This is a genomic window from Sphingobacterium paludis, from assembly GCF_004364125.1.
Taxonomy (GTDB): domain Bacteria; phylum Bacteroidota; class Bacteroidia; order Sphingobacteriales; family Sphingobacteriaceae; genus Sphingobacterium; species Sphingobacterium paludis.
In genome coordinates this window covers 82,234-104,925 of sequence record NZ_SNZV01000012.1, presented here as the reverse complement: position 1 = coordinate 104,925, position 22,692 = coordinate 82,234, and the positions used below count along the sequence as shown (strand labels likewise).

Here is a 22,692-nt window from a genome sequence, read left to right as displayed (position 1 = left end):
TATCTAATCTCATTACGCCATACGCATTACCCAATACCCCAATCTATATACTAAGTACTACATACTAAAATCTATAGTATCTCAATACGTACTACCCACTACTCAATACCCGCTACCAACATCCATCCCACAACCTTTCCGCCGCCTGCCGCGGCAGGGCAAATACTTTTGTGGGGCAAAAGTATTCAAAACCCCGTCGCTTGAAACCTTTGCAAGGGATGGCGTGTGCTGGGGCAAATTTCTACATATTGCAAAGCTTTCGATGCGACATTTTTGTTAATAGAGGTTGGTACATCTGAAAGTAAAAAGGATTGTATAGGGTACCAAACCCTACATACGAAGCACTACAATCTAACTACTAAATACTAATATCTAATCTCAATTCGCATTACCCATTACCCAATCTGCCTACTACGTACTACATACTAAAATCTACAATATCTCACTACGCCATACCCATTACTCATTACTCCACACGCAAGATTGCCGCGCCCTCGTACCTCTGGCTCGCAATGACGTTCACTATAAAACACTTCTTCATATCTCAATTCGCATTACCCACTACTCAATCTACCTACTACGTACTATCTACTAACTATAATATCTCACTACGCCATACGCATTACTCCATACCCACTTCTCACTACGCAATACTCAACACGCAATACCCACGACCTAGTCCTCCTCCTCATAAAATTCGATCAACGATGCCATATAGGTATTGTCCCAACCATCTACTATATCAACGTAAGCTTCATCGGGAATGTTTATATGCTGCACCTCGAATGATGTTCCTTTTTTGTGCTCATGAAGTTTTATCGTGACGATGGAAGGTTCATCTTGGTCGCCGAAGTACCACTGCTGCACAATCTTTTTAAAAGGCTCCATACTTATAAATTTGCCAGTTATCGCACTGTCCCACATGGAAAACTCCCCTCCTTCCTGGGGATCGATTTCAACAAGGTCGCCAGTCCACAGGCGGATTGTGATTTCCGTAGTCAACGCCTTGTAGATATCCTCTGGTGTAGCTTTTACGATATAGTATTTTTTAAAGTCCTTCATTTTGGCTGTTTTTGTTATTCTTTCCTTAATGTGGTAAATTTACAGAGAATAAAACGATATATTGATGAGCAACTTCCTCCCGAATGAACTAATTAAACGATTAAGTGAAGAAGCGCATTTTAACCAAGTGTCATTCCTTGAAACGCATGAAGCAGGGGAGAAGGTGACCTCTATCCGTGTAAATCCAATGAAGGATACGCATAGGATGTTTGATGGCTTAAGTGCTGTTCCCTGGTGCGACGACGCCTACTATCTAGCGGAACGCCCGGTATTTACATTAGACCCTCTGTATCACGCCGGCTGTTACTACGTACAAGAAGCGTCATCCATGTTTTTAGGGCATATTGTAGAGCAACTTGGCCTGCGTAACGGAGACGTGAAGGCGCTCGATTTGTGCGCTGCACCAGGAGGCAAATCGACGCTTTTAAACAGCTACTTGGGAGCAAGAAGCCTACTGGTATCGAACGAAGTGATAAAGAGCAGAGCCGGCATTTTGCTGGACAACTTGGGTCGTTGGGGAATGGATAATGTGGTGATCACGAACAATGACCCATCGGCATTTGGACGGCTTCCCGGCTATTTTAACCTTATGGTCGTTGATGCGCCCTGTTCCGGATCTGGGATGTTTCGAAAAGATCCAGGAGCCATTGATGAATGGTCTTTGGCCAACGTAAAGCTCTGTAGTGATCGTCAGAAACGCATCTTGGCAGAATCCGTTTCCGCGCTTGCCACGGGCGGCTATCTTATTTATTCTACATGCTCCTATTCCAGGGAAGAGAATGAGAATATCGTGGATTGGATAATTGCCGAATACGGGTTTGATAGCGTGCAGATAGGCATCAATGCTGCCTGGGGAATAGAAGAAACCCAGTCATCCGTAGCACATGGCTTTGGCTACCGGTTTTATCCCGATAAGGTGAAAGGAGAGGGTTTTTTTGTAGCTGTTTTGCGCAAGAGGGCGGAACAAGCTTCTTTCGAATTGAGAAGAACGAAGCCGGAAAAAACGCCCGTATCAAAAGCTGTTCTGGAACAATGGTTAGATAATACGGACACGATTCAGCACTTTTTACATGGTGATCAAGTGCATATTTTCCCCACCATGTTTAGCCATGATTTCAAACTATTGCAAGACATGCTATACATCCGAAATGCGGGGACCAACATTGGAAAGTGGTTAGGTAAAGAACTCATTCCTGGACATGATTTAGCAATGAGTATCCATGTTAAGGCCGATTTGCCTGCCCAAGAGGTGTCATTAGCAACTGCGCAGCAGTATCTTCGTAAAGAGCAGCTCGATAGAAGTGACTTTGATGCGTCAACAGGCTGGTGTTTGGTACGTTATTCTGGAGTTAACTTGGGTTGGGTAAAGGTGCTACCAAACCGGATAAACAACTATTATCCGAAAGAATCTAGGATTGTTCACCTTTAGCGAGTTGATGATCTGCGATGATGTCGCAAATATCTTTCGCAATTTCTTTCTTGCTTTTCAGCGGTAGTTCGATCGTATGGAGATCTTTGCCAATAATGGTGACTTTATTGGTATCAACAGCGAACCCCGCTCCCTGGTCTTGCATGGAGTTTAAGACGATATAGTCTAAGTTTTTGCGTGCTAACTTCCCCTTGGCGTTTTCCAGCTCATTATCTGTCTCGAGCGCAAAGCCCACTAGTGTTTGTTTCGCCAATTTTTTCGCACCCAGCGTCGCCAAAATATCTGTCGTTTTGCGTAACGCAATCGTAAAGACTTCATCCTTCTTTTTGATCTTTTTACTCGCCACCTCAACCGGTGTATAATCTGCTACGGCGGCACTCATAACCACGATGTCTGCGTCTTCAAAATGCTGCTCTACTTGGGTCAACATTTCTTGCGCAGTCGTTACATTATGCCGTTGCACCTTTTCGGGCGTTTTAAGTGCAGTGGGACCGCTCACCAACATAACCTCAGCTCCCAACTGTTGAAGCACCTCTGCAATCGCGAAACCCATCTTTCCACTGGAATGGTTTCCGATAAAACGAACAGGGTCTATGGTCTCATGCGTGGGGCCTGCTGTGACCAACGCTTTTTTCCCTTTTAGCGGTAAAGCATCGTGGAAAAAAGTGGAAATGGCCTCAAAAATATCTTCGGGCTCTGCCAGCCTACCTTCTCCAGATAATCCGCTAGCTAACTCTCCCGATGTAGGCGCGATTAAGATGTTGCCAAATCCTTGTAGTCGGGATACATTATCCTGTGTGCTAGGGTGGCTCCACATATCTAGATCCATAGCTGGCGCAAACATCACTGGACATTTTGCCGAGAGATACGTGGCTAGCAACAAATTATCGCATCCACCATGAGCCATTTTGCTGAGTGTATTGGCTGTCGCGGGCGCGATCAACAAGAGATCGGCATGCAGGCCAAGATCGACGTGATTGTGCCACACACCAGTATTGGGATCGAAATAATCGGCGTAAACGGGATTTTTAGAGAGGGTAGCAAAGGTAAGGGGGGTAACAAAGGCTTTAGCCTCCGGTGTCATAATTACCTGCACATGGGCGCTGCTCTTGACAAGCGACCGAACGAGGTATGTAATTTTATATGCGGCTATTCCGCCGCATATACCAATTACAATATTTTTGTCTTTTACAGACATCGAAGATTAATCTTGTTCTTTAGTAGGGTTTCTGAAGTAAACTTTATCGTTCAGAAATTCGTCAACAGCAACAAGCGATGCTTTTGGCATGCGTTCGTAATGCTTTGATATTTCGATTTGTTCGCGATTTTCAAAAACTTCTTCTAAGTTATCGTTGTTGCTGGCAAATTCTGACAACTTACCATTCAATTCTTCTTTTACGTCTACGGCAATTTGATTGGCACGTTTGGAAATAACAACGATTGATTCATAGATATTATCCGTTCCTTTATCCAATTGTCTCAAATCACGTGTAACGGTTGAACTTGGGACAGAAGTACTTTTATTTTGACTCATTTTGTAGTGTATTAAGAATTTCTAATTTATTTCGAAGAGGAATTAACTTCACTTGTTTCTTTCGCTTCCGCTTCTTCTTTACTTATTCCAAGCTCCTTTTGCTGCTCTTCACGCATTTTGTTTATGGCATCCATTCGCTTAACGACAAATGCTATTTCTTTTTCTGCGCTAGACCGTAGGTTGTCAGCATCGCTCTTAAATTTACTTTGCGGGTAATGGTCGATAAAGGATTGGTAGTAATCAATGGCCTCATTGTAACGCGCTTCCTGGCGGTAAGGCATGCTGTTCTGCGCAAATAGATATTGCGCTTTTACGATCAAAAACTCGATTTCTTCGGCATACCGCGTATCCGGATATTCTCTCAACATGCTCTCGAAAGCAATCACCGCCGCACGATAGTCATCGGGTTGCCCCATGTCAAAGTATAATCGGGCATTGGCATAGGCTTTTTGCTCCAATTTGTCACGCAACTTCTGAATCAAATCACCCGCTTCTTTTGCTTTTTCACCATCCGGATACAAGTTGATGAACAGCTGTAACTCATCGATGGCCTTCTTTGTATTTTCCTGATCTAAGGAGAACCGTGGAGAGTCTTGGTAAAAACAATAGGCAGACATGAATCGACACTCTTCAGCACGAGGGCTGTTTGGGTAAGTCGTTGCGAAATTTTTAAAGTTAAAGCGCGCAGATGTATAATCGCGCAGACGGTAGCTGGTATAAGCGGTGTAATAATAAAGGTCTTCAGCCTCAGACTGTCCTCTATACTTGCTCATCAGCTCGTCAAAAAGAATCAATGCTTTAGAATATTTTTTCTTCTCGTAATACTTCACTGCCTCTTGGTATTTCATAGCAATGTTATTACTGGCTCGAAGTTTTTCAAACCTGCTTTTGCAACTTGTTGCGAACATTACCATGACCGCGCAAGCAATTATGGATATTATACGTCTATCTAAAAACATTTTACAAAGATACATCAAATTCGGATAAGATTCAATTAATTTTTAGTGCGGCAAGTTACCGCTAAATTTGACATAAGCATGCTTATTTAAAGCTCTTTAACATTCTTTAACCTGTCTGTTACGAGAGATGTCAATGAAATGTTGAATTCGCCCGCTATCGCTTTGTTAATCAAAATAATTTTAATATTTTAACTATCTTTACAGCATAAAACTTTATTAAGAAATGACATTAAAAGAGCGAGTAGAACAGGCATTAGATAGCATTCGTCCTTACTTGGAGACGGATGGGGGGAACGTTAGCGTGGAAGAGATTACTCCTGATAATGTCGTTAAATTGAAACTTCTGGGTACTTGCGCGAGTTGTTCCATGAGCATTATGACTTTTAAAGCTGGTTTAGAACAGGCAATTAAGAAGTCTGTTCCGGAAATTACCGCTGTGGAGGCTATCAATTTGACGGACATCAATGATCCCAACGCAATTACACCTGGACAATTGTAGGGTTAACACAATTTAACAGGCTTTTGCTCGAAGTTTGTATAAATTTGGAATATGGTAGGACGGATTTTTTTTGCGGTTGTGATTATGTTAGTTTTCTTTTCTAAGGCTCAGGCTCAGGAAAAGAAAATTATACAATTCAGCGGCCTCATCAGTTCGGTGGGAGGAGAGCTGCCCGTCCCTTTTGTTACCGTAACTAACAAAAGTCACAACAACCAAGCCCATGCGGCCGATAACGAAGGTTTTTTCTCCTTCGTTGCTCACGTTGGGGACACGATTTCCTTTACTTCAGTGGGGTTTGATCCGCTAACGTATGTTATTCCCTATACACCCACGGACAAATTTACGGCCCGGATCAACATGAAAAGTTTGGTCATCGAACTTCCTGCTGTTATGCCGTTTCCCTGGGCCAGCATCGAGGAGTTTAACTTGGCCTTTTTGGCATTGGACGTGAGTAACGATGATGCCTCCCGTATTCGGAGGAGCCTATCTCCGGAAGCATTGGCCGCGCTCTCGCAGGTGACGCCACGTAGCGCCGACGAAATCCAAACGTTTAATTCTATGCAGCGCCATATCAACATGACTAATAAAAACATCAACCAGCGCTTTGCGAATCCGTTACTAAGCCCTCTGGCTTGGGGATCGTTTATTAATTCTATCGTAAAAGGAGATTACAGTAGGAAACGATTACAATACTAATCGGCAGCGCGCATCGCATCATTACGGATTTCCCGGACACTTAGCGATGAAGCTAGGTAGGAGATAAGAATAGCCACCAGCATCACCGTAACAAATACTAACAGAAAATCGAGCGGTCGAATGTCTACTGGATATATATCCATGATAGCATTTTCGCCATCGCCGGTGCGGATAAGGCCGTATTTTTCCTGCAAGAGGCAGAAACCTAATCCCACGGCGATACCAATTATACCACCAATAAAAGCAATCATAACACCTTCATAAAAAAAGATGCGCTGGATGAGCCAATTATTTGCTCCTAAGCTTTTCAGTACCGTCATGTCTTGCTTCTTGTCGATTACCAACATCGTTAAGGATCCAATGATATTGAATATTGCAATGATGCCGATTACCGTTAAAATGAAAAATACGATCCATTTCTCCGAACGCACGGTTTTGTATAGTAGTGGGTTTTGTTGCTCACGGCTTTTAACAATGAAATCGTCACCTAAGACCTTTTGCGTCTGTTTCTGTAGTTCTTCGGACTGGTTCGGATCTTTGGTATACAATTCTATCGCAGATACCGCGTCGTATTCATTGAGTAAGTCTCTAGCGAAGTCAATCGGTGTGATGACCAAATTATCAAATCCTTGTTGATATTGAAGCAGACCGCAGGGAGCGATATTGCGGATATTGATTTCATCCATGGGGTTCACGCTGTTGCCCGTGCTTCCTTTTCTGGGAGAAAAAAGTTGGATAGTGTTATCGTAGCCCTGCAACGGTATGCGGAGGTTCGCCTGAACCTGTGCACCTATCAATGCGAAATTTGTGCTGTCTGCATAGATGTTTAAGTTGCCGGCGTACAGCATTTCTTGATGATTCGATTCGGTTAAACTTTTAGGCTCTACGCCTTTTATTTGCGCGATAAATTGTTGATGTTCATACTGTATCAGTACCTTTTCTTCCAATATTTCCGAATAACTTTTTATGGCCGGATGCTGCCTGAGGTTAGCGAACACCCTTTGGTCGGGATTGAATACCTTCCCTTTCGTCGGTTCTATTCGCAGCTCTGGCGCAAATGTGCTATATAAGGAGAGGATCAGGTTTTCCATACCATTGTAAAACGAAAGCACGATGACCAATGCTGCACTGCTCACCAGGACGCCTACCACGCTGATCGTAGAAATGATATTGATAGCATTGAGGGATTTCTTGGAGAAGAGGTACCGCTTTGCAAAAAAGATAGGCAATTTCATCCTTAGCCTTTTATGAATGGATTGGTAGATTTTTCAAAACCTACAGTGGTTTGCGGACCATGCCCGGGGTACACCACGGTTTCATCAGGAAGCGTATACACCTCTGTTTTTATTTTATCTAAAAGAAGCTGGTGGTTGCCGCCGGGCAAATCCGTTCTGCCAATGCTATTGCGAAAGAGCACGTCGCCCCCGATCAGAAACTTTTGTTCAGGCTGGTAGAAACAAAGATGTGCTGGCGAATGGCCGGGAACCAATAAGAGATGAAGCTGGTAATCGCCAATGTACACCATCCCGCCTTCCTCAAGAAAAGTTTCCGGGATGGGCGATAGCTCGTAGCGTACCCCAAACATAGGTGCGCGGTGTTCTACGTCGACCAATACCGGTATTTCGCCCTCATGCATCTGAGGAACCAAATTATACTGTTCGTAAACAAATCTATTACCCAGCACATGATCGATATGGCAGTGGGTATTGAATAAGGCGGTAGGCTGAAGTTTGTTTTCCGCGATGAACGATACGAATTGCTGCTCTTCGGCAGCGTTAGACATTCCTGGGTCAAAGATTGCACAATGTCCCAGCTCATCATAAACAAGATATGTATTTTCCTGGAAGGGATTAAAAACAAAAGAATGAATAGTCAACATAGTTCAAAAATAGGAATTATTTGCAAGTAACGGTGTGGATCGGCGTGTCGTTGTTCGCTAGGTTAAGTCACATCACCTAAACGCTTTCATTCCAGATTGACCAATTGCGTTCGGCTTGCAAAATCAACATCTCGTGCCCATTTTTAATGGCCGCGCCTCGCTCTTTTCCTTTTTTCAAAAACAACGTTTCTTCGGGGTTGTAGATCAGATCATACAGTAAATGTTTATCGCCGATGCCCGCGTAAGGTATCTGCGGGCACTGATCTATGTGAGGATACGTGCCTACCGGCGAACAATTGATCAGCAGCTTGTTTTCTGCAATACGATCTTCCGTCAGTTCCTCGTATGTCAAATCACCCGTATCTTTGTGCCGACTAACGATTTGATAGCTGACGTTCAATTTTTTCAAGCTGTAATAAACCGCTTGCGCGGCACCTCCGTTTCCGAAAACAAGCGCGGTTTGATGTTCTTGTGTTAATAGCGGATGAAGGGATCGCTCGAAGCCATATGCGTCGGTATTAAACCCCTTTAGCCGTGCTTTTCCATTTTCCCGATGTATCGTCACACAGTTTACAGCGTTGATCGTTGCAGCCTCTTCCGAGAGTTCATCCAAAAGGGCCATCACATTTCGCTTGTGGGGAATAGTCACATTGAACCCAGTAAATTGTGGATCACTTTCATAGACTTTCCGAAAATCGTTTAAATCTTCAACAGGGTACAGATCATACTCTATATCCTCGATACCCTCTTTTTCAAATTTATCCAAGTAGTATTTTTTGGAAAAGGAGTGACCCAAAGGGAAGCCGATAAGACCTAATTTTTTCATGGATTATTGGTGTATTTCCGGATAATGTCGACAATGATTTGGTTTCCTTGAAGCTGTGGCAGGTAATCGAATAAGATATAAAACTTGTCAGGATTAGTAGCTAAGCCCAACTCCAAGAAGTTTAGCGCTTCGTTATACTGTCCATTAGCAAATAAATAAGCAACGACGCGGTAATACAGTTCAGATGCTTCTGGGTTTTGCCGAATAGCATCTGCCATTACATCGATAGCCTGTACGTACTTCCGCTGTTCAAAATAAATAGAGGAAAAATCCAGCCAAGCTTCTATGTCGGTAGGATTTAGCTCCACCACCTTATTGTAGGCAAATTCGGATTCTTCGAATTGATTTAGCTTGTAGCGGGCGTCTGCTATGGCAAACCAGTAGTCAGGATTGGCATCATCCAATTCCAGCGCTTTTTTGTAGAAATGTAGGGATTCAAAGTGTCGATCGTCGAAATCTAACGTTACGCCTATACCAAACCATCCATCCGCTAATTGCGGGTCTAGTTTTACGGCTTTTTTATAGTTTTCGCGAGCTTCCTCCATGTGTTCCAGTTTCTCATAGCATTCGCCGATGGCGCAGTATACATCTGCTGTAGGCGTTTCGTATTCGAAACTTTGTTTATACACATCTATCGCTTCGGTATACTTTTGCGAGCTAACAAGCACATTCCCCTTATTAAAGTAAGCAGGGACAAAGGCTTCATTGATCAGCATCGCGTAGTCGTAAGAATCTATGGCCTCTTCAAAGCGATCTAGCTTTTCATACACCATCCCGAGGTTAAACCACGCCGCATAGGAATAGGGATCCTTGTCAATATACTGTTTGTAGAACTCAATGCTTTCCTCTGGCTTTTCCAATACTTCATAGCAAAAGGCAAGGGCATGCAAAGCATCATCGTTTTCCATATTTATTTCCAACGACTTTTTCAGATAAGCAATGGCCTGCTCATAATCGCCTTTCAGTTGAAAGAGCTCTGCTGTTTGTAGATAGGCTTCGGCTGTATCCTCACCAAGTTCTATGGCTTGAATAAAAAGGCGTTCGGCCTGTTCGATATCTCCCTGTAATAAATAAATATTGCCTTTTAGCAGGTACACTTCTCCGCTATTGGGCTCTAGCGCTGTTGCCTTATCGAGCTGCAGCAGGGCATCATCAAATTGATTGATGCGGCCAAAAATCTGGGCTTTTTTTAATAGGAATAAGGTTTCATAGGGATGTTGACTGGTCGCATATTCGGCAACCTGAAGAGCTTTTATTGGATCATTCTTTTCGATATAGTATTCAATTATACTTTCGAAAGCTTTTGCGTCAAAGAAATATTGATCTTGGTTCCGAAGCATTTCTTCGTACCGATCAACAGACAGTTTTTGTTCTTCGGGCGAGCCAAATTCGAAATCTTCTTCCATATCACTCCTTTCATTTTAATTTACAAATCGCTTGAATCCTCACTGTAGAAGAAATTTATAAAGAAAATACGACTTTTATTTGTTTTTCTTTTCCACATGTTAACATATGGCCGTGCAAATATACGGTAAAAGATTGATTATAAATAGAAAAGCCGATCCATCGCTGGATCGGCCTTCTTATCAATTTAACTCTTTTTAAAGAATTATTTTTTGATTTCAACGCGACGGTTTTGTACGCGGCCTTCTTCAGTAGCGTTAGAAGCAACTGGATTAGCTTCGCCGTAACCGTTAGCAGAGATGCTTGATGCAGAAACACCAGCGTTTACTAAGTATTGTTTTACTGCGTTAGCGCGGTCTGTTGACAAGTTCATGTTGTAAGACTCAGAACCTTCTGCAGAAGCATAACCATCTAAAGTTACAGATGCATTAGCATCACGCAATTCTTTAGCTAATTTATCTAATGTAGCGTAAGATTCAGTTTTCAATACAGAGCTATCAAACTCGAATTGGATAGGAGCGTAGTAAGCACCTGAAGTCATACCTGGAGCTGCAACTGGCTCAGGGAATTTGATAGGACATCCTGAACCATCTACTGCAGTACCTGCAGGAGTACCAGGACATTTGTCAAATTTATCAGATACACCGTCACCATCAGAGTCTTTGCTCAATTGATCAACAGTACCTTCTAAAGTAGATACGCGTTGTTTCAATGCTTCAACTTCGTTACGTAATGATGGATCTTTCAACTCATCATACAATGTAGCAACTGGGTTTGTGAATGTTAAGCTTTCTTTATCACGTGAACCTAAAGTGAATTCTAGACCACCGTAAACGTTAGAGAATTTACCTTTAACATCTGAACGACCTGGGCCGAACAATAGGTTGTCATCAGTGAAGTTCATTGTGTAACCTAAGTTCAAGGCAACAACTTCAGATAATTTGAATTTAACACCAACACCTACTGGTACGTAAGCAGCTAATTTGAAGTCACGGTCACCAACTGCTTCACGATCTCCGAAGATTTCTTCACCCCAGTTACCTTCGTTGTTGTATACTACGGTACCAGTGAAGTCATTGTTTGCATACTGAACAGGGTTGTTCGCTAATACACCTAAACCTACTTTAGCGTAGAAGTTAACTGCATTTTCTCTTCTCATGAAGTCGATAGTACCTAACTGGAAAACACCATTTAAGCTAGCTGCCCAGTTTACTTCTGTTTCTGCAGATCTTGCAGTACCAGCGCCATTCATTCCAGAACCTGCCTCGAAAGCTGGACCAGATACATCGTGGTTGAAAGTTTTGATGCGACCACGGTTACCTTCCAATTCTAAACCGAAAAGGTGAGAGAATTGCTTGCGTACAGTTAAACCATAGTATTCACCTACTTTGTTTTGGAACATACCAACTTTTTGACCGAAGTTGTTAGATCCACCAGTAAGTACGTTAGGTGCAGTGATACCACCTTGAACACCGATTGACCAAGTTCTGTATTGTGATCTTCCACCAAATACAGTCGGAGTTTGTGCTTGAGCGTTCTCAGCAAAACCTAAAGCGGCGACTAAAGAAGCTGCAACAGCTGTTTTTTTAATTGTAGAATAGTTCATACTCTTGTTTTTAAGGTTATTAAAATTTTTAATTGTTTTCACGTTTTCAATTTTAACATAACTTAACAATAACGATGCCAAAAAAATGAAGCACCCTAAAAAGTTTTGTCATGCCTTGATTTTACTGACATTCAGCAAAAAATCATCGCGTAAAAGTATGTATATAATTTAGAAACGCAAAATTTTTTGAGTTTTTTTACTCGTGAGTCGATAAAAAACTTCCCATATCGAGTTAAATACCACCTTTACAGGATAAAATGTATTACCGCAAGCGATAAACCTCCGAGCACGGCGCTAACGGGAATAGTCAATATCCAAGCCCATAATAAGCTAATCGTAACACCCCAACGTACGGCCGACACACGCTTTACTACCCCGACACCGATAATAGAACCCGTGATGGTATGTGTAGTTGATGCCGGAATACCAAAATGCTCCGTTACACCTAAGGTTACCGCGCCTGCAGTTTCTGCGGCTACACCCTCCAAAGGTGTTACCTTGGTAATCTTTGTTCCCATCGTTTTCACAATTTTCCAACCACCGCTCATGGTTCCGGCAGCGATAGCGATATAACAGGATAAAGGAACCCAAGCGGGCATGGCTTCAAAGTCTGGAATCACTTGCTCCGCAATCAGCGCCGTCGCGATAATACCCATAACTTTCTGCGCATCATTTCCACCGTGGGCAAAACTCAATGCTGCCGACGATATCAGCTGACAGATTTTAAACCATTTTTCCGCCACAGCAGGTCTGGCCCTTCGCGCCAGGTTCATAATAATCAAAGTAATGATCACCGATATAAACATACCAAGGATGGGCGCCAAAACAATAAAAGACACTGTTTTTAAAATTGCACTTTGGTTCACCGCAAGAAGTGGGTTTGCACCCATTATCCAAGCGTAGGCCATTCCCGAACCGGCGAAGCCGCCAATTAGTGTGTGGGAAGAACTCGATGGAATACCATAGTACCAGGTAAAAAGGTTCCAGGATATCGCAGCAACAAGGCCCGCAAAGATCACTTCAAGGGTGATATATTCCTCGAGCACCGTCTTCGCAATGGTGTTGGCTACCTTATGGTCCGTAAAATAGAAATAAGCCGCAAAATTAAATAGAGCAGCCCACAAAACCGCCATAAAGGGAGTCAATACCTTCGTCGATACCACCGTGGCAATCGAGTTCGCTGCATCATGGAAACCATTGATGTAGTCAAATGCAATCGCTAAGATAACGACGACAATCAATAATGTTGAAGTCATAATAAATTTGTTTTCTTGCTGCTTTTATTAAGCATTCTTTACCAAAATGCTTTCCAATACGTTCGCTACATCCTCACACTTATCTGTCGCATCCTCCATAGCCGAAAGCACTTCTTTATTTTTGATCAACGTGATCGCATCTTTCTCGTATTCAAAAAGCTCACCCACTGCTTTGTCAAATATATAGTCCGCTTTGTTTTCCACGCTATTGATGCGGACGCAAGAATCGGTGATATTCCGAATGTTTTTTAGATCTTTCAGTTCGTTAACTGCCGTAGCGACATGCTCCGTCGCCTCCACGATTAAGTCTGTAATTTCTTTCATCGCTTGACTAGGCGTAATCACTTTATACAGTTCCATGCGGTTTGACGCGCCCTGTATAAAATCGGCAACATCATCTAAAGAGCTTGCCAAAGCATGAATATCTTCTCGGTCGAATGGTGTGATGAAATTTTTACCTAATTCGAGGTGTATCTGGTGAGTGATATTGTCGCCCCGGTGTTCAAGGTCTTCTAGTTTTTTATTCAGATCAGCGCGTTTAGCCAAATCTGTGGAGTAAACCGTTTCTTGTAGCAGTTTTGCCATCTCGATAAGGTTAGCGCCTGCTTGTTCAAACAAAGGGAAAAACTTTTTATCCTTTGGAACGAAATACTGAAAAATGCTATTTAAAGACATATGGATTGAATTTCTGCAAAATTATGAATGAAATGTTAAGTTAATGTTAAGTTTTACTGATGAATAGTAAGGTGAATCTCCTATTTATCGATTTTGGCTGGAACGAGCGTGAAACCAAAGGTGGTCCCTATACCCTCTGTACTCCTTACATTTACATTTTGTTCATGCGCCTCGATGATATGCTTTACGATGGCTAAACCCAATCCAGATCCTCCTATTTCACGCGAGCGGCTCTTATCCGTACGGTAGAAGCGCTCAAATACCCGCGGTAGGTTCTTTTCTTCTATACCCAGGCCGTCATCGGTCACTTCTATCAATATCTGTTCAAAAAGAGGGTATATCGAGATGCTGGTGTGCCCATCTTTTTTACCATATTTAATGGAGTTATCGATAAGATTTATTAAAACTTGTTGGATTCGTTTGCGGTCTGCCTTGACAAATACGGGATGGTTTGCTTTGCCTTTGTATTTTATTTGTATGTTGCTACCGCTCGCTTTTCCTTCCAGATCTTCCACACATTCTTTTATAAGCTTGACTACGTCAAATTTTTCGATGGTGAGGGCAATTATTCCGGTTTCCAACTTGGAGATCTCGTCGAGGTCTTGAATCAAATAGCTTAGTCGGTCTAAATTGCGCGAGGCTTTTTCCAAAAAATTCTTCGCAATATCGGGATCATCATCAATCAGGCCGTCCTGTAATGTTTCAATGTATCCCTGTGTCGCGAATAGCGGGGTCTTGAATTCGTGGGAGATATTGGAAAGAAACTCTTTTCGAAATTGTGCTTGTTCTTTTAATGTGTTAATTTCAGATGCTTTTTGCTTCGCCCAGTCGCGCACCTCTTTTTCCGCATTGGCAATCGGATCATCGGCAATCTGTTCGCCCAACGCATCTTTCAGATCTTTGCCCAGCTTCAAGTTATGGATTAGTTTATACACATTCCGAATCCGTTTATACACGAAACGCTCGAACAGGTTGAGCAGTATCACAAAGCTCAACACACTGCTTGAGATGAATAGGAGTGCAGCTACCGAAAGATTGGCGCGGTGCATGTAATCTGTTGCAGCGACTAACACGCCAAAGCTGCAGGAGATAAGAAGGACAAAAATTCTAAAATTCATAAAAAAAGCCTCGTATAACGAAGCCTAAATTACAAATACTGTATGAATATAATGTTAAAATGTCGCGAGTACTGTTTTTCCGCCGACGACCTTGTCACCTATATTAACATTGATGGAGGTTCCCACAGGAACAAAGACGTCGACACGCGAACCGAATTTTATAAAACCAAACTCTTCACCTTGCTTTACCACATCCTTCTCATTGACATACCACACAATCCGTCGAGCCATAGCTCCGGCAATTTGTCGAAATAGCACTTCCACATCTGCACTGTTTTTTACGACAACGGTCGTACGCTCGTTTTCCGTGGACGATTTTGGGTGCCAAGCAACTAGAAATTTGCCAGGATGGTATTTAAAGTAGGATACGATACCACTGATCGGATTCCGGTTTACGTGGACATTGATGGGCGACATGAAAATAGAGATCTGAATTCTTCGGTCGTTAAAATACTCGGTTTCTTCCGTTTCTTCAATGACCACCACTTTACCATCCGCAGGACATAAAATAATGCCTTCATCGGCCGCTATGCGTTTTATCGGACTCCGAAAAAACTGCACGATCGTAATGAACAAAAACGCAGACAGAACATATAAGAACCATTTTGCATACAAAGAAGCATCGTAATAATCCGCTATCGCATTAATAGCAAAAATGAACAAAACGACGATCGCTAAACTTGTATATCCTTCTTTGTGGAATTTCATGCCTAAATTTTTTTGCAAATATATAACATTCGTTGAATTCGCCTAGCGTTGTTTTTCTCTTTCGATACGTAGGGTATGGAAATTAAATACACCTGCTTCACTAATAGTGAGTTTCCCGGACACCGTCAATGCGTCTTCGACCGGTTGTGCAGATTCGTCTAGCGAAGGGAAGTAAAAGGGAATGTCTTTAATGACCATTTCCAGATACTTATTTAGCGCCTGCGTTTTCAACGGCTGACTCAAGGTTATCAATTCAGGTTCTCCTTGTTTATCTAGGGTTACGCGGTAAATAAATTCATCTTCCGTGTTTTGAAAGCTAGGGTTTGCTGCAAATGCGGCGTTCAACCGGTCCGACAAATAGGCGTTAAACCCACTGTAGTCATCAAACGTACAGGGTTTTGATATCAGGCGTTCGCCTATAATAAAAGACTGTGTGGGGATGATGGTGAGGGGAATCCGATATTCCCGATCTTGGAAAAGGTTGTAACCTTCTGTCAACATTCCATTTTTGTCATACACCTCTTCGGTAAAGAGCACCTTTTTGTTTTTTTCATCCACCATATTGGTTGTCCAGTAGCCAGAGGGAAGTCCGTTTCTGATCCTGCCTTTGCGCTCAAAGAATGGAAAGCCGTATTCGTTGTAAAACTCGAAAGGCATTCTAAATTCATAATTGCCTTCGCCTTCCGTTACGCGTTGGCGTCCCAGTCGGTCCCAAAATGAAATGATCTGTCCGGCGCCGTTATCAAAATTTACCGTCAACATGGGTTTTCCATCAGGATAATAGTATTTCCAATCGCCGGTAGGTTTATTGTCTTTAAAGGTTACTTGCCACTGGAGTACGCCATTGGGGTGATAAGCGCTAAAGAGACCTTCCTTCACCCCTTGGTTGTGGTAGCCGGTAAGCACGACAGTTCCCCGGCTGTTGAAATCCTTAAATTCGCCATGAAAAACATTCTTGGCCACGAGGAATTGGGAAAGCCGTTCGATAGCTTTGAATTCACAATCTTTATCTACCAAATAATAATGGTTATCATAATAGAAACGGACGAGACCTTCCGGCGCTTTTTCAAACAACGTATCTCGGGATACCGAATCAGTCTGCGCCCGACAAGCTACGTATGCCAAACAGGCTACTAAAAATAAGCTAACGTTTTTCATCATATTGTTAATGTGCTTCTAACCAATTAACCCCTTGCCCCACTTCGACCTCTATCGGGACTTTCAATGTTATCGCGTTTTGCATTCTATCGCGTATGATTTTTGAAAACTGCTCAACTTCGTTTTGTGGAACATCGAAAACCAACTCATCGTGCACCTGCATAATCATTTTACCTTGAAGGCCGGCAGACGCAATATCTTTTTGAATGTGGATCATGGCCACCTTGATTAAATCCGCCGCAGACCCTTGTATAGGTGCATTGATAGCGTTTCGTTCCGCGAACCCCCTTACCGTCATATTAGCCGAGTTGATATCTCTAAGATAACGTCTTCTTTTCAGGATAGTTTCTACATATCCATTTTCTTTAGCAAACTCTACGGCTTTACTCATGTATTGCCTAATGCCGGCATACTGTTCAAAATATTGATCAATCATGGTGGCAGCCTCTTTTCGCGGAATGCCAAGACTTTGCGATAAACCAAATGCCGACTGGCCGTATATAATGCCAAAATTAACAGCTTTCGCATTGCGTCGTTGATCTGAACTTACATCATCCAGTCCTACGCCATAAACTCTGGCGGCCGTCGCCCGGTGAATATCGTGGCCGGCACTAAATGCGTCAAGCATATTGTGATCTTGGCTAAGTTCTGCAATGAGGCGCAGTTCAATTTGCGAATAATCTGCAGACAGCAATACGTGTGAGGCATCACGCGCAATAAATGCTTTTCTCACCTCCCTGCCGCGTTCGGTTCGAATGGGAATGTTTTGTAGGTTGGGGTTGGTGGAGCTTAGTCGACCTGTGGCCGCCACCGCTTGATTGTAAGAGGTGTGGATAAGTCCGGTTTGTGGATTGATAAGTCCGGGGAGTGCATCAACATAAGTAGACTTCAGCTTTTGCATTTGTCTGAAATCCAAAATATCCTGCACGATGTCTGACTTGTGTGCTAACGTCAGCAGTACGTCTTCACCGGTTTTATATTGCCCCGTTTTTGTCTTCTTCGCTTTCGGATCTAATTGCAGTTTATCGAATAATATTTCGCCAAGCTGTTTTGGTGACGCAATGTTAAAGCGGGTTTGGGCTTTCTCATAGATAGATTCTTCCAAGCGTTTCACATCCTCTTCTAATAGCTTAGAAAATGTGCGTAGCGTGTCGACGTCTATCTTCACACCATTTTTTTCAACTTCGGCCAAGACATAGACGAGAGGAAACTCAACATTTTGGGCTAGCTCCAACGTTTTTGTTTCGATAAGAAGCGGTTTTAAAACCTCGTGTAGCTGCCACGTAATATCCGCATCTTCCGCGGCATATTCCGTTATTTTAGTCAGTTCCACCTCGCGCATGCTCAATTGATTTTTGCCTTTGGGGCCGATAAGTTCGGTAATGGAAACCGGTGTGTAGCCGAGGTAGTTTTCTGCTAATACGTCCATATTGTGCCGCGTATCGGGATCGATAAGATAATGCGCGATCATGGTATCGAAAAGGGGACCTTGCACGCGTATATCATAGGACGATAAGAGGAGGATATCGTATTTTATGTTTTGCCCTACTTTCTCAATTTGTGGGTTTTCCAGTACAGATTTGAAAATATCTACCGTAGATTGTGCTTGCTGAAAATCGGTAGCGGTGGGCACGTAATATGCTTTTCCTTTTTCAAAAGAAAAGGAAAGACCAACTATTTCTGCGGATAAAGCATCTAAGGATGTCGTTTCCGTATCGAAAGCGAAGCTTTTTTGACGGGCAAGCATTTCTGCTAAATCTTGTTGTGCTTCGACCGTTTCTACGAGGATATACTCGTGCGGTGTATTATGAATGTTGAATGTAGGCGTAATGGGCTCAGGAGCTGCAGCAGCAATTTCTACGGCGGCAGGTGCAAATAAATCCATCTGCGCATTTCCTTGCTTACCTGATTCGGCGATACTAAAATCATCGCCAAACACACGCTTGCCCAATGTTCTGAACTCCAGTTCCGCGAAAAGCGGTTCGAGTGTCTCGCGATTTGGATCTTCCAATTCCAAAGCTTTCTCATCCAGTGCGATGGGGACGTCCAGCTGGATAGTTGCTAGCTTCTTGGAAATAAGGCCCTGCGCGGCGAAATTTTCGACGTTTTCTTTCATCTTGCCCTTTAGCTGGGCACTATTGGCGATGATACCTTCTACGGAGCCATATTCCTGAATGAGTTTTTTTGCCGTTTTTTCACCAATGCCAGGGATGCCGGGAATATTGTCCACGGCATCTCCCCACAGTCCTAAAATATCAATTACCTGTGATACGTCGGCAATCTCCCATTTTGCTAAGATCTCTGGCACACCGAGCGTTTCCGCACCATTTCCCATGCGTGCCGGTTTGTAGATGAAAATATTTTCAGAGACCAGCTGGCCAAAATCTTTATCAGGTGTCATACAGTACACTTGAAATCCGCTTTGCTCAGCCTTTTTGGCTAACGTTCCTATGATATCATCGGCTTCAAAGCCATCCATCGTAATGATCGGGATGTTGAAGCCCTCTATTAAACGAAAAATATAAGGAATAGAGGCTGCGAGGTCTTCGGGCATCTTCTCCCGATGAGCCTTGTAGGCTTCAAATTCGATATGACGGTTTGTTGGTGCATCTGTATCGAAGACAACAGCAATATGGCTAGGCTGTTGATTCTTTAAAATCTCTAGGAGCGTATTTGTAAAGCCCATTATTGCTCCGGTATTCAGTCCATAGGAAGTCAAACGAGGAACCTTATTCAATGCGAAATACGCCCTATATATAAGGGCCATGCCGTCGAGAAGAAATAGTTTTTTCACCAAAATATAATTTAATCGTCTTTCACAAATGTAGGAAAATAAAGAAAGTTAGGCGTCCGCGATCAACGAAAAAATCGGCCTATGTTTTCAAAGCCCGTTAAAAATAATTGATGGAGACTCCTTTTGTACCATTAAATTTTCGATTTTTGTACCATGATAGACAGGATGGTTGAAATAGGCGTTATGCTATGCGCGGGCTAGTAACTAAATCTACGGGGAGTTGGTATCTCGTTCAAGGCGAGCAAGGACAACGTGTGGAATGTCGTATCCAAGGTAAATTTCGGACTAAGGGGATTAAAACCACCAATCCCATTGCGGTGGGCGATTGGGTGAACTATGAATTGGAGCCCGACCAAGAAAGCGCTATCATCACGGCTTTAGAACCGAGAAAGAATTATATCATTCGCCGTTCTGTCAATTTATCAAAGCAAACCCAGATCATAGGCGCCAACCTGGATCAAGCCATCTTGGTGGTCACATTGGCTTCGCCCCCTACATCATTAGGCTTTATTGACCGTTTCCTCGTCACGGCGGAAGCGTATGATATCCCTGCAATCCTGCTCTTTAACAAGCTCGATCTTTTCTCGGAAGAGGGCTTGGATATTTTAGCCGAATACATGGCTATCTACGAGCAAATAGGCTATCCGTGCTATGCGGTGTCGGCACATACCGGTGAAAACTTGGAGATCATTCGATCGCTGCTGAAAGACAAAGTGACGTTGGTATCCGGCCATTCGGGTGTTGGGAAATCGACCTTGATCAATGCCCTTGAGCCAGCGGTTAAATTACGCACCGGAGAAATATCGGATTGGTCGGACAAAGGAAAGCACACAACGACCTTTGCGGAAATGATCGACCTCTCTTTTGGTGGAAAGCTTATTGATACACCCGGCATACGCGAGTTGGGTATTGTCGATATAGAAAAAGGTGAATTATCGCATTTTTTTCCAGAAATGCGCGCGCGGCTGAATGCTTGCCGTTTCCATAATTGTCGCCATATAAATGAACCGGGATGCGTGATTATCGAAGCAGTAGAGGAAGGGGATATCGAAAGCTCGCGATACGATAGCTATCTTAGTATCTATAACAAACAAGATACGCGTAACTAACAAATTTTCAAAACTTTTACGGCATCATCTTTGTTTTGACAGACAAGGAGATATCGTCTAGTACTTCATAAAGCCAAAGTTCTTAACCTATCTTTCCGTTTGCTTTTTTAACGAACATAAAGGGGATACATTCGTTGTGGGCGAAAGTGATTACCAAATATAATAGACTATTTGTATGAAACCAATTTGGAAATGGATCATCGGCATTGTTGCCATAATTGTTGTTGGTCTCTCAGTTACTGCGTGGTATTTATCTCGCAATTGGAAACCCATTCTGGAAGAAAAACTAAAAGAGGTTATCAAAAATTCTACAGATAGCTTGTATACATTGCGTTATGATAAGCTCGATTTGAATATCGCGTTGGGTAACGTGACATTGGAAAATGCTGTTCTTTCGGCAGACTCCAATGTATATGCGCATTTGGAAGAAACGAAAGCGGCACCAGATAACGTGTATGATATTCGGTTGAAATCATTAAAAATTAAAAGGTTTGGCATCCTTAATATACTGACAAACAGGAAACTAAATGTCAAATCTATTTCTTTGGAAGCACCGAGTATACATTTAAGAAATAAATACCATGCGTATAACGACACGGTATCAACGAAGCCAAAGAAAACATTGTATGAAAGTGTGAAAGACGTCCTGCAGTCGGTCAACGTGCAGGAGATCCAAATGGACGATGTCGCATTCAACTATTCCAAAATACAGGGCGGTAAAAGTTCTGATTTCGCCGTCAAGGGTATCGATATCAAGGTTCACGATGTATTAATTGATGAAACATCGCTGGCCGATACCACCCGTTTTTACTACACAAAGATGGTGGAGGTTATTGTTCCGGGGTTTACTTACAACCTAGCTGGCGGCCTATATAGCGTGAAGTTCGACGAACTTAAAATCAATACCCAAGATGAGAATGTGTTGTTAACGAATGTGGATTATAGGCCAGTCATGGAGAAAGCAGCCTACTTTAAAAAGCTGGGACGAAACAAAACCATGGCCGATTTGCATTTCGACACCCTGCGGATGGAGCAACTAGATTTTCGTGCTCTGCTTGATAACCAGCAAACCATCGCGAAAAAGGTACAGATTAAAAACGGCCACGTAAAGCTTTATAATGATAAGCGCTATCCAAAGTCGCCTAAAAGCCAAATTGGACAAGCGCCCCACCAGAAGTTGCTACGTGTGCAGAACTTGATTAGCGTGGATACGGTATTTGTTGAAAACGTCGATGTGCTATACGGAGAAATGAGCGGTAAATATTACCGAGAAGGGATTATTACGTTTGATCAGGCAACTGGATGGTTGACGAATGTGACGAATGACTCGTTGAGACTGGCAAAGAACAAATATTTGAAAGCAGACCTTCGGGCAAAGATTATGAACAGCGGAAATTTGCACGCTAAGTTTTCGTTTGATATGCTCAGCAAAAATGGATTTTACACCTATTCAGGCGACCTAAAGCCCATGCAAGCTCCCGCATTCAACAAAATATTGACGCCGCTTCTAAATGTCGGCATCGGCTCGGGAAACATCCGCAGTGTACGGTTTAATATGGAGGGGAACGACTACCGAAGCTGGGGAGATTTTCGATTTGAATACAACAACCTGAAGATAAACTTGCTCAATAACGATGGCGAGCGGGAAAAGAAAAAAATACTGTCGTTCTTGGTGAATCAGCTGGTTATCAATGACAGCAATCCAGATGCCAATGAGAAATATCATATCGGTAAAGTGAACCACAAGCGCGTTCCGGAACATACCTTCTTCAAGAATCTTTGGCAAAGCTTGTTGGACGGTATAAAACAGACTGCGGGGATTAGTGCTGAGCGAGAAGCGCGCCTTATGAATTCTGCACAATCGGCCCAAAAAGCCGTTCAAGAAACAAAAGGTTCCGTTAAAAAAACAAAAGGTTTTTTTAATAAATTATTCAAAAAAGGGGAAGGTAAAGACAAAAAGGAGCAATAGCGCTAGGCGGA

General features: G+C 42.8%; 20 protein-coding genes. 5 read left to right on the top strand and 15 right to left on the bottom strand.

What is annotated here, in order from left to right:
* Window positions 1–675: 675 nt before the first annotated feature.
* The gene (locus B0I21_RS18585) at window positions 676–1,062 is read right to left on the bottom strand and encodes an SRPBCC domain-containing protein (protein WP_133641993.1); all 387 of its coding nucleotides are present in this window, start codon (window positions 1,060–1,062) and stop codon (window positions 676–678) included.
* 64 nt (window positions 1,063–1,126) lie between these two features.
* On the opposite strand from B0I21_RS18585, the gene B0I21_RS18580 reads away from it, so the two are divergent.
* The gene (locus tag B0I21_RS18580) at window positions 1,127–2,491 is read left to right on the top strand and encodes a methyltransferase RsmF C-terminal domain-like protein (RefSeq protein ID WP_133641992.1); all 1,365 of its coding nucleotides are present in this window, start codon (window positions 1,127–1,129) and stop codon (window positions 2,489–2,491) included.
* On the opposite strand, the gene coaBC is transcribed toward B0I21_RS18580, so the two are convergent.
* The 3 genes from coaBC to B0I21_RS18565 are packed head-to-tail and all read right to left on the bottom strand — an operon-like array spanning window position 2,472 to window position 4,984.
* Complete coding sequence (gene coaBC, locus B0I21_RS18575; RefSeq protein ID WP_133641991.1) at window positions 2,472–3,689, bottom strand: bifunctional phosphopantothenoylcysteine decarboxylase/phosphopantothenate--cysteine ligase CoaBC; 1,218 nt, start codon at window positions 3,687–3,689, stop codon at window positions 2,472–2,474. The genes B0I21_RS18580 and coaBC overlap by 20 nt on opposite strands.
* Before the next feature lie 6 nt (window positions 3,690–3,695).
* Window positions 3,696–4,025, bottom strand: coding sequence for a DNA-directed RNA polymerase subunit omega (locus B0I21_RS18570; RefSeq protein WP_133641990.1), 330 nt, complete (start codon window positions 4,023–4,025; stop codon window positions 3,696–3,698).
* Window positions 4,026–4,051: 26 nt separating this feature from the next.
* A complete protein-coding gene (locus B0I21_RS18565; protein WP_133641989.1) occupies window positions 4,052–4,984 on the bottom strand; it encodes an outer membrane protein assembly factor BamD in 933 nt (310 codons plus the stop codon).
* 223 nt (window positions 4,985–5,207) lie between these two features.
* On the opposite strand from B0I21_RS18565, the gene B0I21_RS18560 reads away from it, so the two are divergent.
* Window positions 5,208–5,483 carry a NifU family protein gene (locus tag B0I21_RS18560; RefSeq protein ID WP_133641988.1) on the top strand — a complete coding sequence of 92 codons (276 nt, stop codon included), beginning with the start codon at window positions 5,208–5,210 and terminating at the stop codon, window positions 5,481–5,483.
* Window positions 5,484–5,534: 51 nt separating this feature from the next.
* A complete protein-coding gene (locus B0I21_RS18555) occupies window positions 5,535–6,179 on the top strand; it encodes a hypothetical protein (protein WP_133641987.1) in 645 nt (214 codons plus the stop codon).
* Here B0I21_RS18555 and B0I21_RS18550 read toward each other — a convergent pair.
* From B0I21_RS18550 to polA, 11 genes are all read right to left on the bottom strand, one after another.
* Window positions 6,176–7,414 carry an FtsX-like permease family protein gene (locus B0I21_RS18550; protein WP_133641986.1) on the bottom strand — a complete coding sequence of 413 codons (1,239 nt, stop codon included), beginning with the start codon at window positions 7,412–7,414 and terminating at the stop codon, window positions 6,176–6,178. The genes B0I21_RS18555 and B0I21_RS18550 overlap by 4 nt on opposite strands.
* Before the next feature lie 2 nt (window positions 7,415–7,416).
* A complete protein-coding gene (locus B0I21_RS18545) occupies window positions 7,417–8,058 on the bottom strand; it encodes an MBL fold metallo-hydrolase (RefSeq protein ID WP_133641985.1) in 642 nt (213 codons plus the stop codon).
* A 76-nt stretch (window positions 8,059–8,134) separates the two neighbouring features.
* Window positions 8,135–8,884 (bottom strand): shikimate dehydrogenase family protein, encoded by a 750-nt coding sequence (locus tag B0I21_RS18540; protein ID WP_133641984.1) that lies wholly within the window; start codon window positions 8,882–8,884, stop codon window positions 8,135–8,137.
* Window positions 8,881–10,290 carry a tetratricopeptide repeat protein gene (locus B0I21_RS18535; protein WP_133641983.1) on the bottom strand — a complete coding sequence of 470 codons (1,410 nt, stop codon included), beginning with the start codon at window positions 10,288–10,290 and terminating at the stop codon, window positions 8,881–8,883. The genes B0I21_RS18540 and B0I21_RS18535 overlap by 4 nt, the downstream gene beginning before the upstream one ends.
* Before the next feature lie 203 nt (window positions 10,291–10,493).
* A complete protein-coding gene (locus tag B0I21_RS18530; protein WP_133641998.1) occupies window positions 10,494–11,894 on the bottom strand; it encodes an OmpA family protein in 1,401 nt (466 codons plus the stop codon).
* Between the two features lie 245 nt (window positions 11,895–12,139).
* On the bottom strand, window positions 12,140–13,150 hold the full coding sequence (locus B0I21_RS18525; protein WP_133641982.1) for an inorganic phosphate transporter: 1,011 nt from the start codon (window positions 13,148–13,150) through the stop codon (window positions 12,140–12,142).
* Window positions 13,151–13,177: 27 nt separating this feature from the next.
* Window positions 13,178–13,825: a DUF47 domain-containing protein gene (locus B0I21_RS18520; protein WP_133641981.1), complete on the bottom strand. Its 648-nt coding sequence runs from the start codon at window positions 13,823–13,825 to the stop codon at window positions 13,178–13,180.
* Between the two features lie 80 nt (window positions 13,826–13,905).
* On the bottom strand, window positions 13,906–14,943 hold the full coding sequence (locus B0I21_RS18515; protein ID WP_133641980.1) for a sensor histidine kinase: 1,038 nt from the start codon (window positions 14,941–14,943) through the stop codon (window positions 13,906–13,908).
* A gap of 54 nt (window positions 14,944–14,997) precedes the next feature.
* Window positions 14,998–15,651, bottom strand: coding sequence for a phosphatidylserine decarboxylase family protein (locus B0I21_RS18510; protein WP_133641979.1), 654 nt, complete (start codon window positions 15,649–15,651; stop codon window positions 14,998–15,000).
* A gap of 42 nt (window positions 15,652–15,693) precedes the next feature.
* Window positions 15,694–16,812, bottom strand: coding sequence for a toxin-antitoxin system YwqK family antitoxin (locus tag B0I21_RS18505; RefSeq protein WP_133641978.1), 1,119 nt, complete (start codon window positions 16,810–16,812; stop codon window positions 15,694–15,696).
* A gap of 4 nt (window positions 16,813–16,816) precedes the next feature.
* On the bottom strand, window positions 16,817–19,603 hold the full coding sequence (gene polA, locus B0I21_RS18500) for a DNA polymerase I (protein ID WP_133641977.1): 2,787 nt from the start codon (window positions 19,601–19,603) through the stop codon (window positions 16,817–16,819).
* Window positions 19,604–19,791: 188 nt separating this feature from the next.
* Between polA and rsgA the strand changes: the two genes are divergently transcribed.
* Window positions 19,792–20,712 (top strand): ribosome small subunit-dependent GTPase A, encoded by a 921-nt coding sequence (gene rsgA, locus B0I21_RS18495; protein ID WP_133641976.1) that lies wholly within the window; start codon window positions 19,792–19,794, stop codon window positions 20,710–20,712.
* Window positions 20,713–20,887: 175 nt separating this feature from the next.
* Window positions 20,888–22,681, top strand: a complete 1,794-nt coding sequence (locus B0I21_RS18490) for a hypothetical protein (protein ID WP_133641975.1) — start codon at window positions 20,888–20,890, stop codon at window positions 22,679–22,681.
* Window positions 22,682–22,692 lie beyond the last annotated feature (11 nt).

What these genes read in the sequence shown, in the direction of transcription:
- coaBC (WP_133641991.1), bottom strand. Translation starts at nt 3,689, where the DNA reads ATGTCTGTAAAAGACAAAAATATTGTAATTGGTATATGCGGCGGAATA.
- B0I21_RS18515 (WP_133641980.1), bottom strand. Translation starts at nt 14,943, where the DNA reads ATGAATTTTAGAATTTTTGTCCTTCTTATCTCCTGCAGCTTTGGCGTG.
- B0I21_RS18570 (WP_133641990.1), bottom strand. Translation starts at nt 4,025, where the DNA reads ATGAGTCAAAATAAAAGTACTTCTGTCCCAAGTTCAACCGTTACACGT.
- B0I21_RS18525 (WP_133641982.1), bottom strand. Translation starts at nt 13,150, where the DNA reads ATGACTTCAACATTATTGATTGTCGTCGTTATCTTAGCGATTGCATTT.
- B0I21_RS18565 (WP_133641989.1), bottom strand. Translation starts at nt 4,984, where the DNA reads ATGTTTTTAGATAGACGTATAATATCCATAATTGCTTGCGCGGTCATG.
- rsgA (WP_133641976.1), top strand. Translation starts at nt 19,792, where the DNA reads ATGCGCGGGCTAGTAACTAAATCTACGGGGAGTTGGTATCTCGTTCAA.
- B0I21_RS18585 (WP_133641993.1), bottom strand. Translation starts at nt 1,062, where the DNA reads ATGAAGGACTTTAAAAAATACTATATCGTAAAAGCTACACCAGAGGAT.
- B0I21_RS18560 (WP_133641988.1), top strand. Translation starts at nt 5,208, where the DNA reads ATGACATTAAAAGAGCGAGTAGAACAGGCATTAGATAGCATTCGTCCT.
- B0I21_RS18490 (WP_133641975.1), top strand. Translation starts at nt 20,888, where the DNA reads ATGAAACCAATTTGGAAATGGATCATCGGCATTGTTGCCATAATTGTT.
- B0I21_RS18520 (WP_133641981.1), bottom strand. Translation starts at nt 13,825, where the DNA reads ATGTCTTTAAATAGCATTTTTCAGTATTTCGTTCCAAAGGATAAAAAG.
- B0I21_RS18510 (WP_133641979.1), bottom strand. Translation starts at nt 15,651, where the DNA reads ATGAAATTCCACAAAGAAGGATATACAAGTTTAGCGATCGTCGTTTTG.
- B0I21_RS18535 (WP_133641983.1), bottom strand. Translation starts at nt 10,290, where the DNA reads ATGGAAGAAGATTTCGAATTTGGCTCGCCCGAAGAACAAAAACTGTCT.
- B0I21_RS18530 (WP_133641998.1), bottom strand. Translation starts at nt 11,894, where the DNA reads ATGAACTATTCTACAATTAAAAAAACAGCTGTTGCAGCTTCTTTAGTC.
- B0I21_RS18580 (WP_133641992.1), top strand. Translation starts at nt 1,127, where the DNA reads ATGAGCAACTTCCTCCCGAATGAACTAATTAAACGATTAAGTGAAGAA.
- B0I21_RS18540 (WP_133641984.1), bottom strand. Translation starts at nt 8,884, where the DNA reads ATGAAAAAATTAGGTCTTATCGGCTTCCCTTTGGGTCACTCCTTTTCC.
- B0I21_RS18550 (WP_133641986.1), bottom strand. Translation starts at nt 7,414, where the DNA reads ATGAAATTGCCTATCTTTTTTGCAAAGCGGTACCTCTTCTCCAAGAAA.
- B0I21_RS18545 (WP_133641985.1), bottom strand. Translation starts at nt 8,058, where the DNA reads ATGTTGACTATTCATTCTTTTGTTTTTAATCCCTTCCAGGAAAATACA.
- B0I21_RS18555 (WP_133641987.1), top strand. Translation starts at nt 5,535, where the DNA reads ATGGTAGGACGGATTTTTTTTGCGGTTGTGATTATGTTAGTTTTCTTT.
- B0I21_RS18505 (WP_133641978.1), bottom strand. Translation starts at nt 16,812, where the DNA reads ATGATGAAAAACGTTAGCTTATTTTTAGTAGCCTGTTTGGCATACGTA.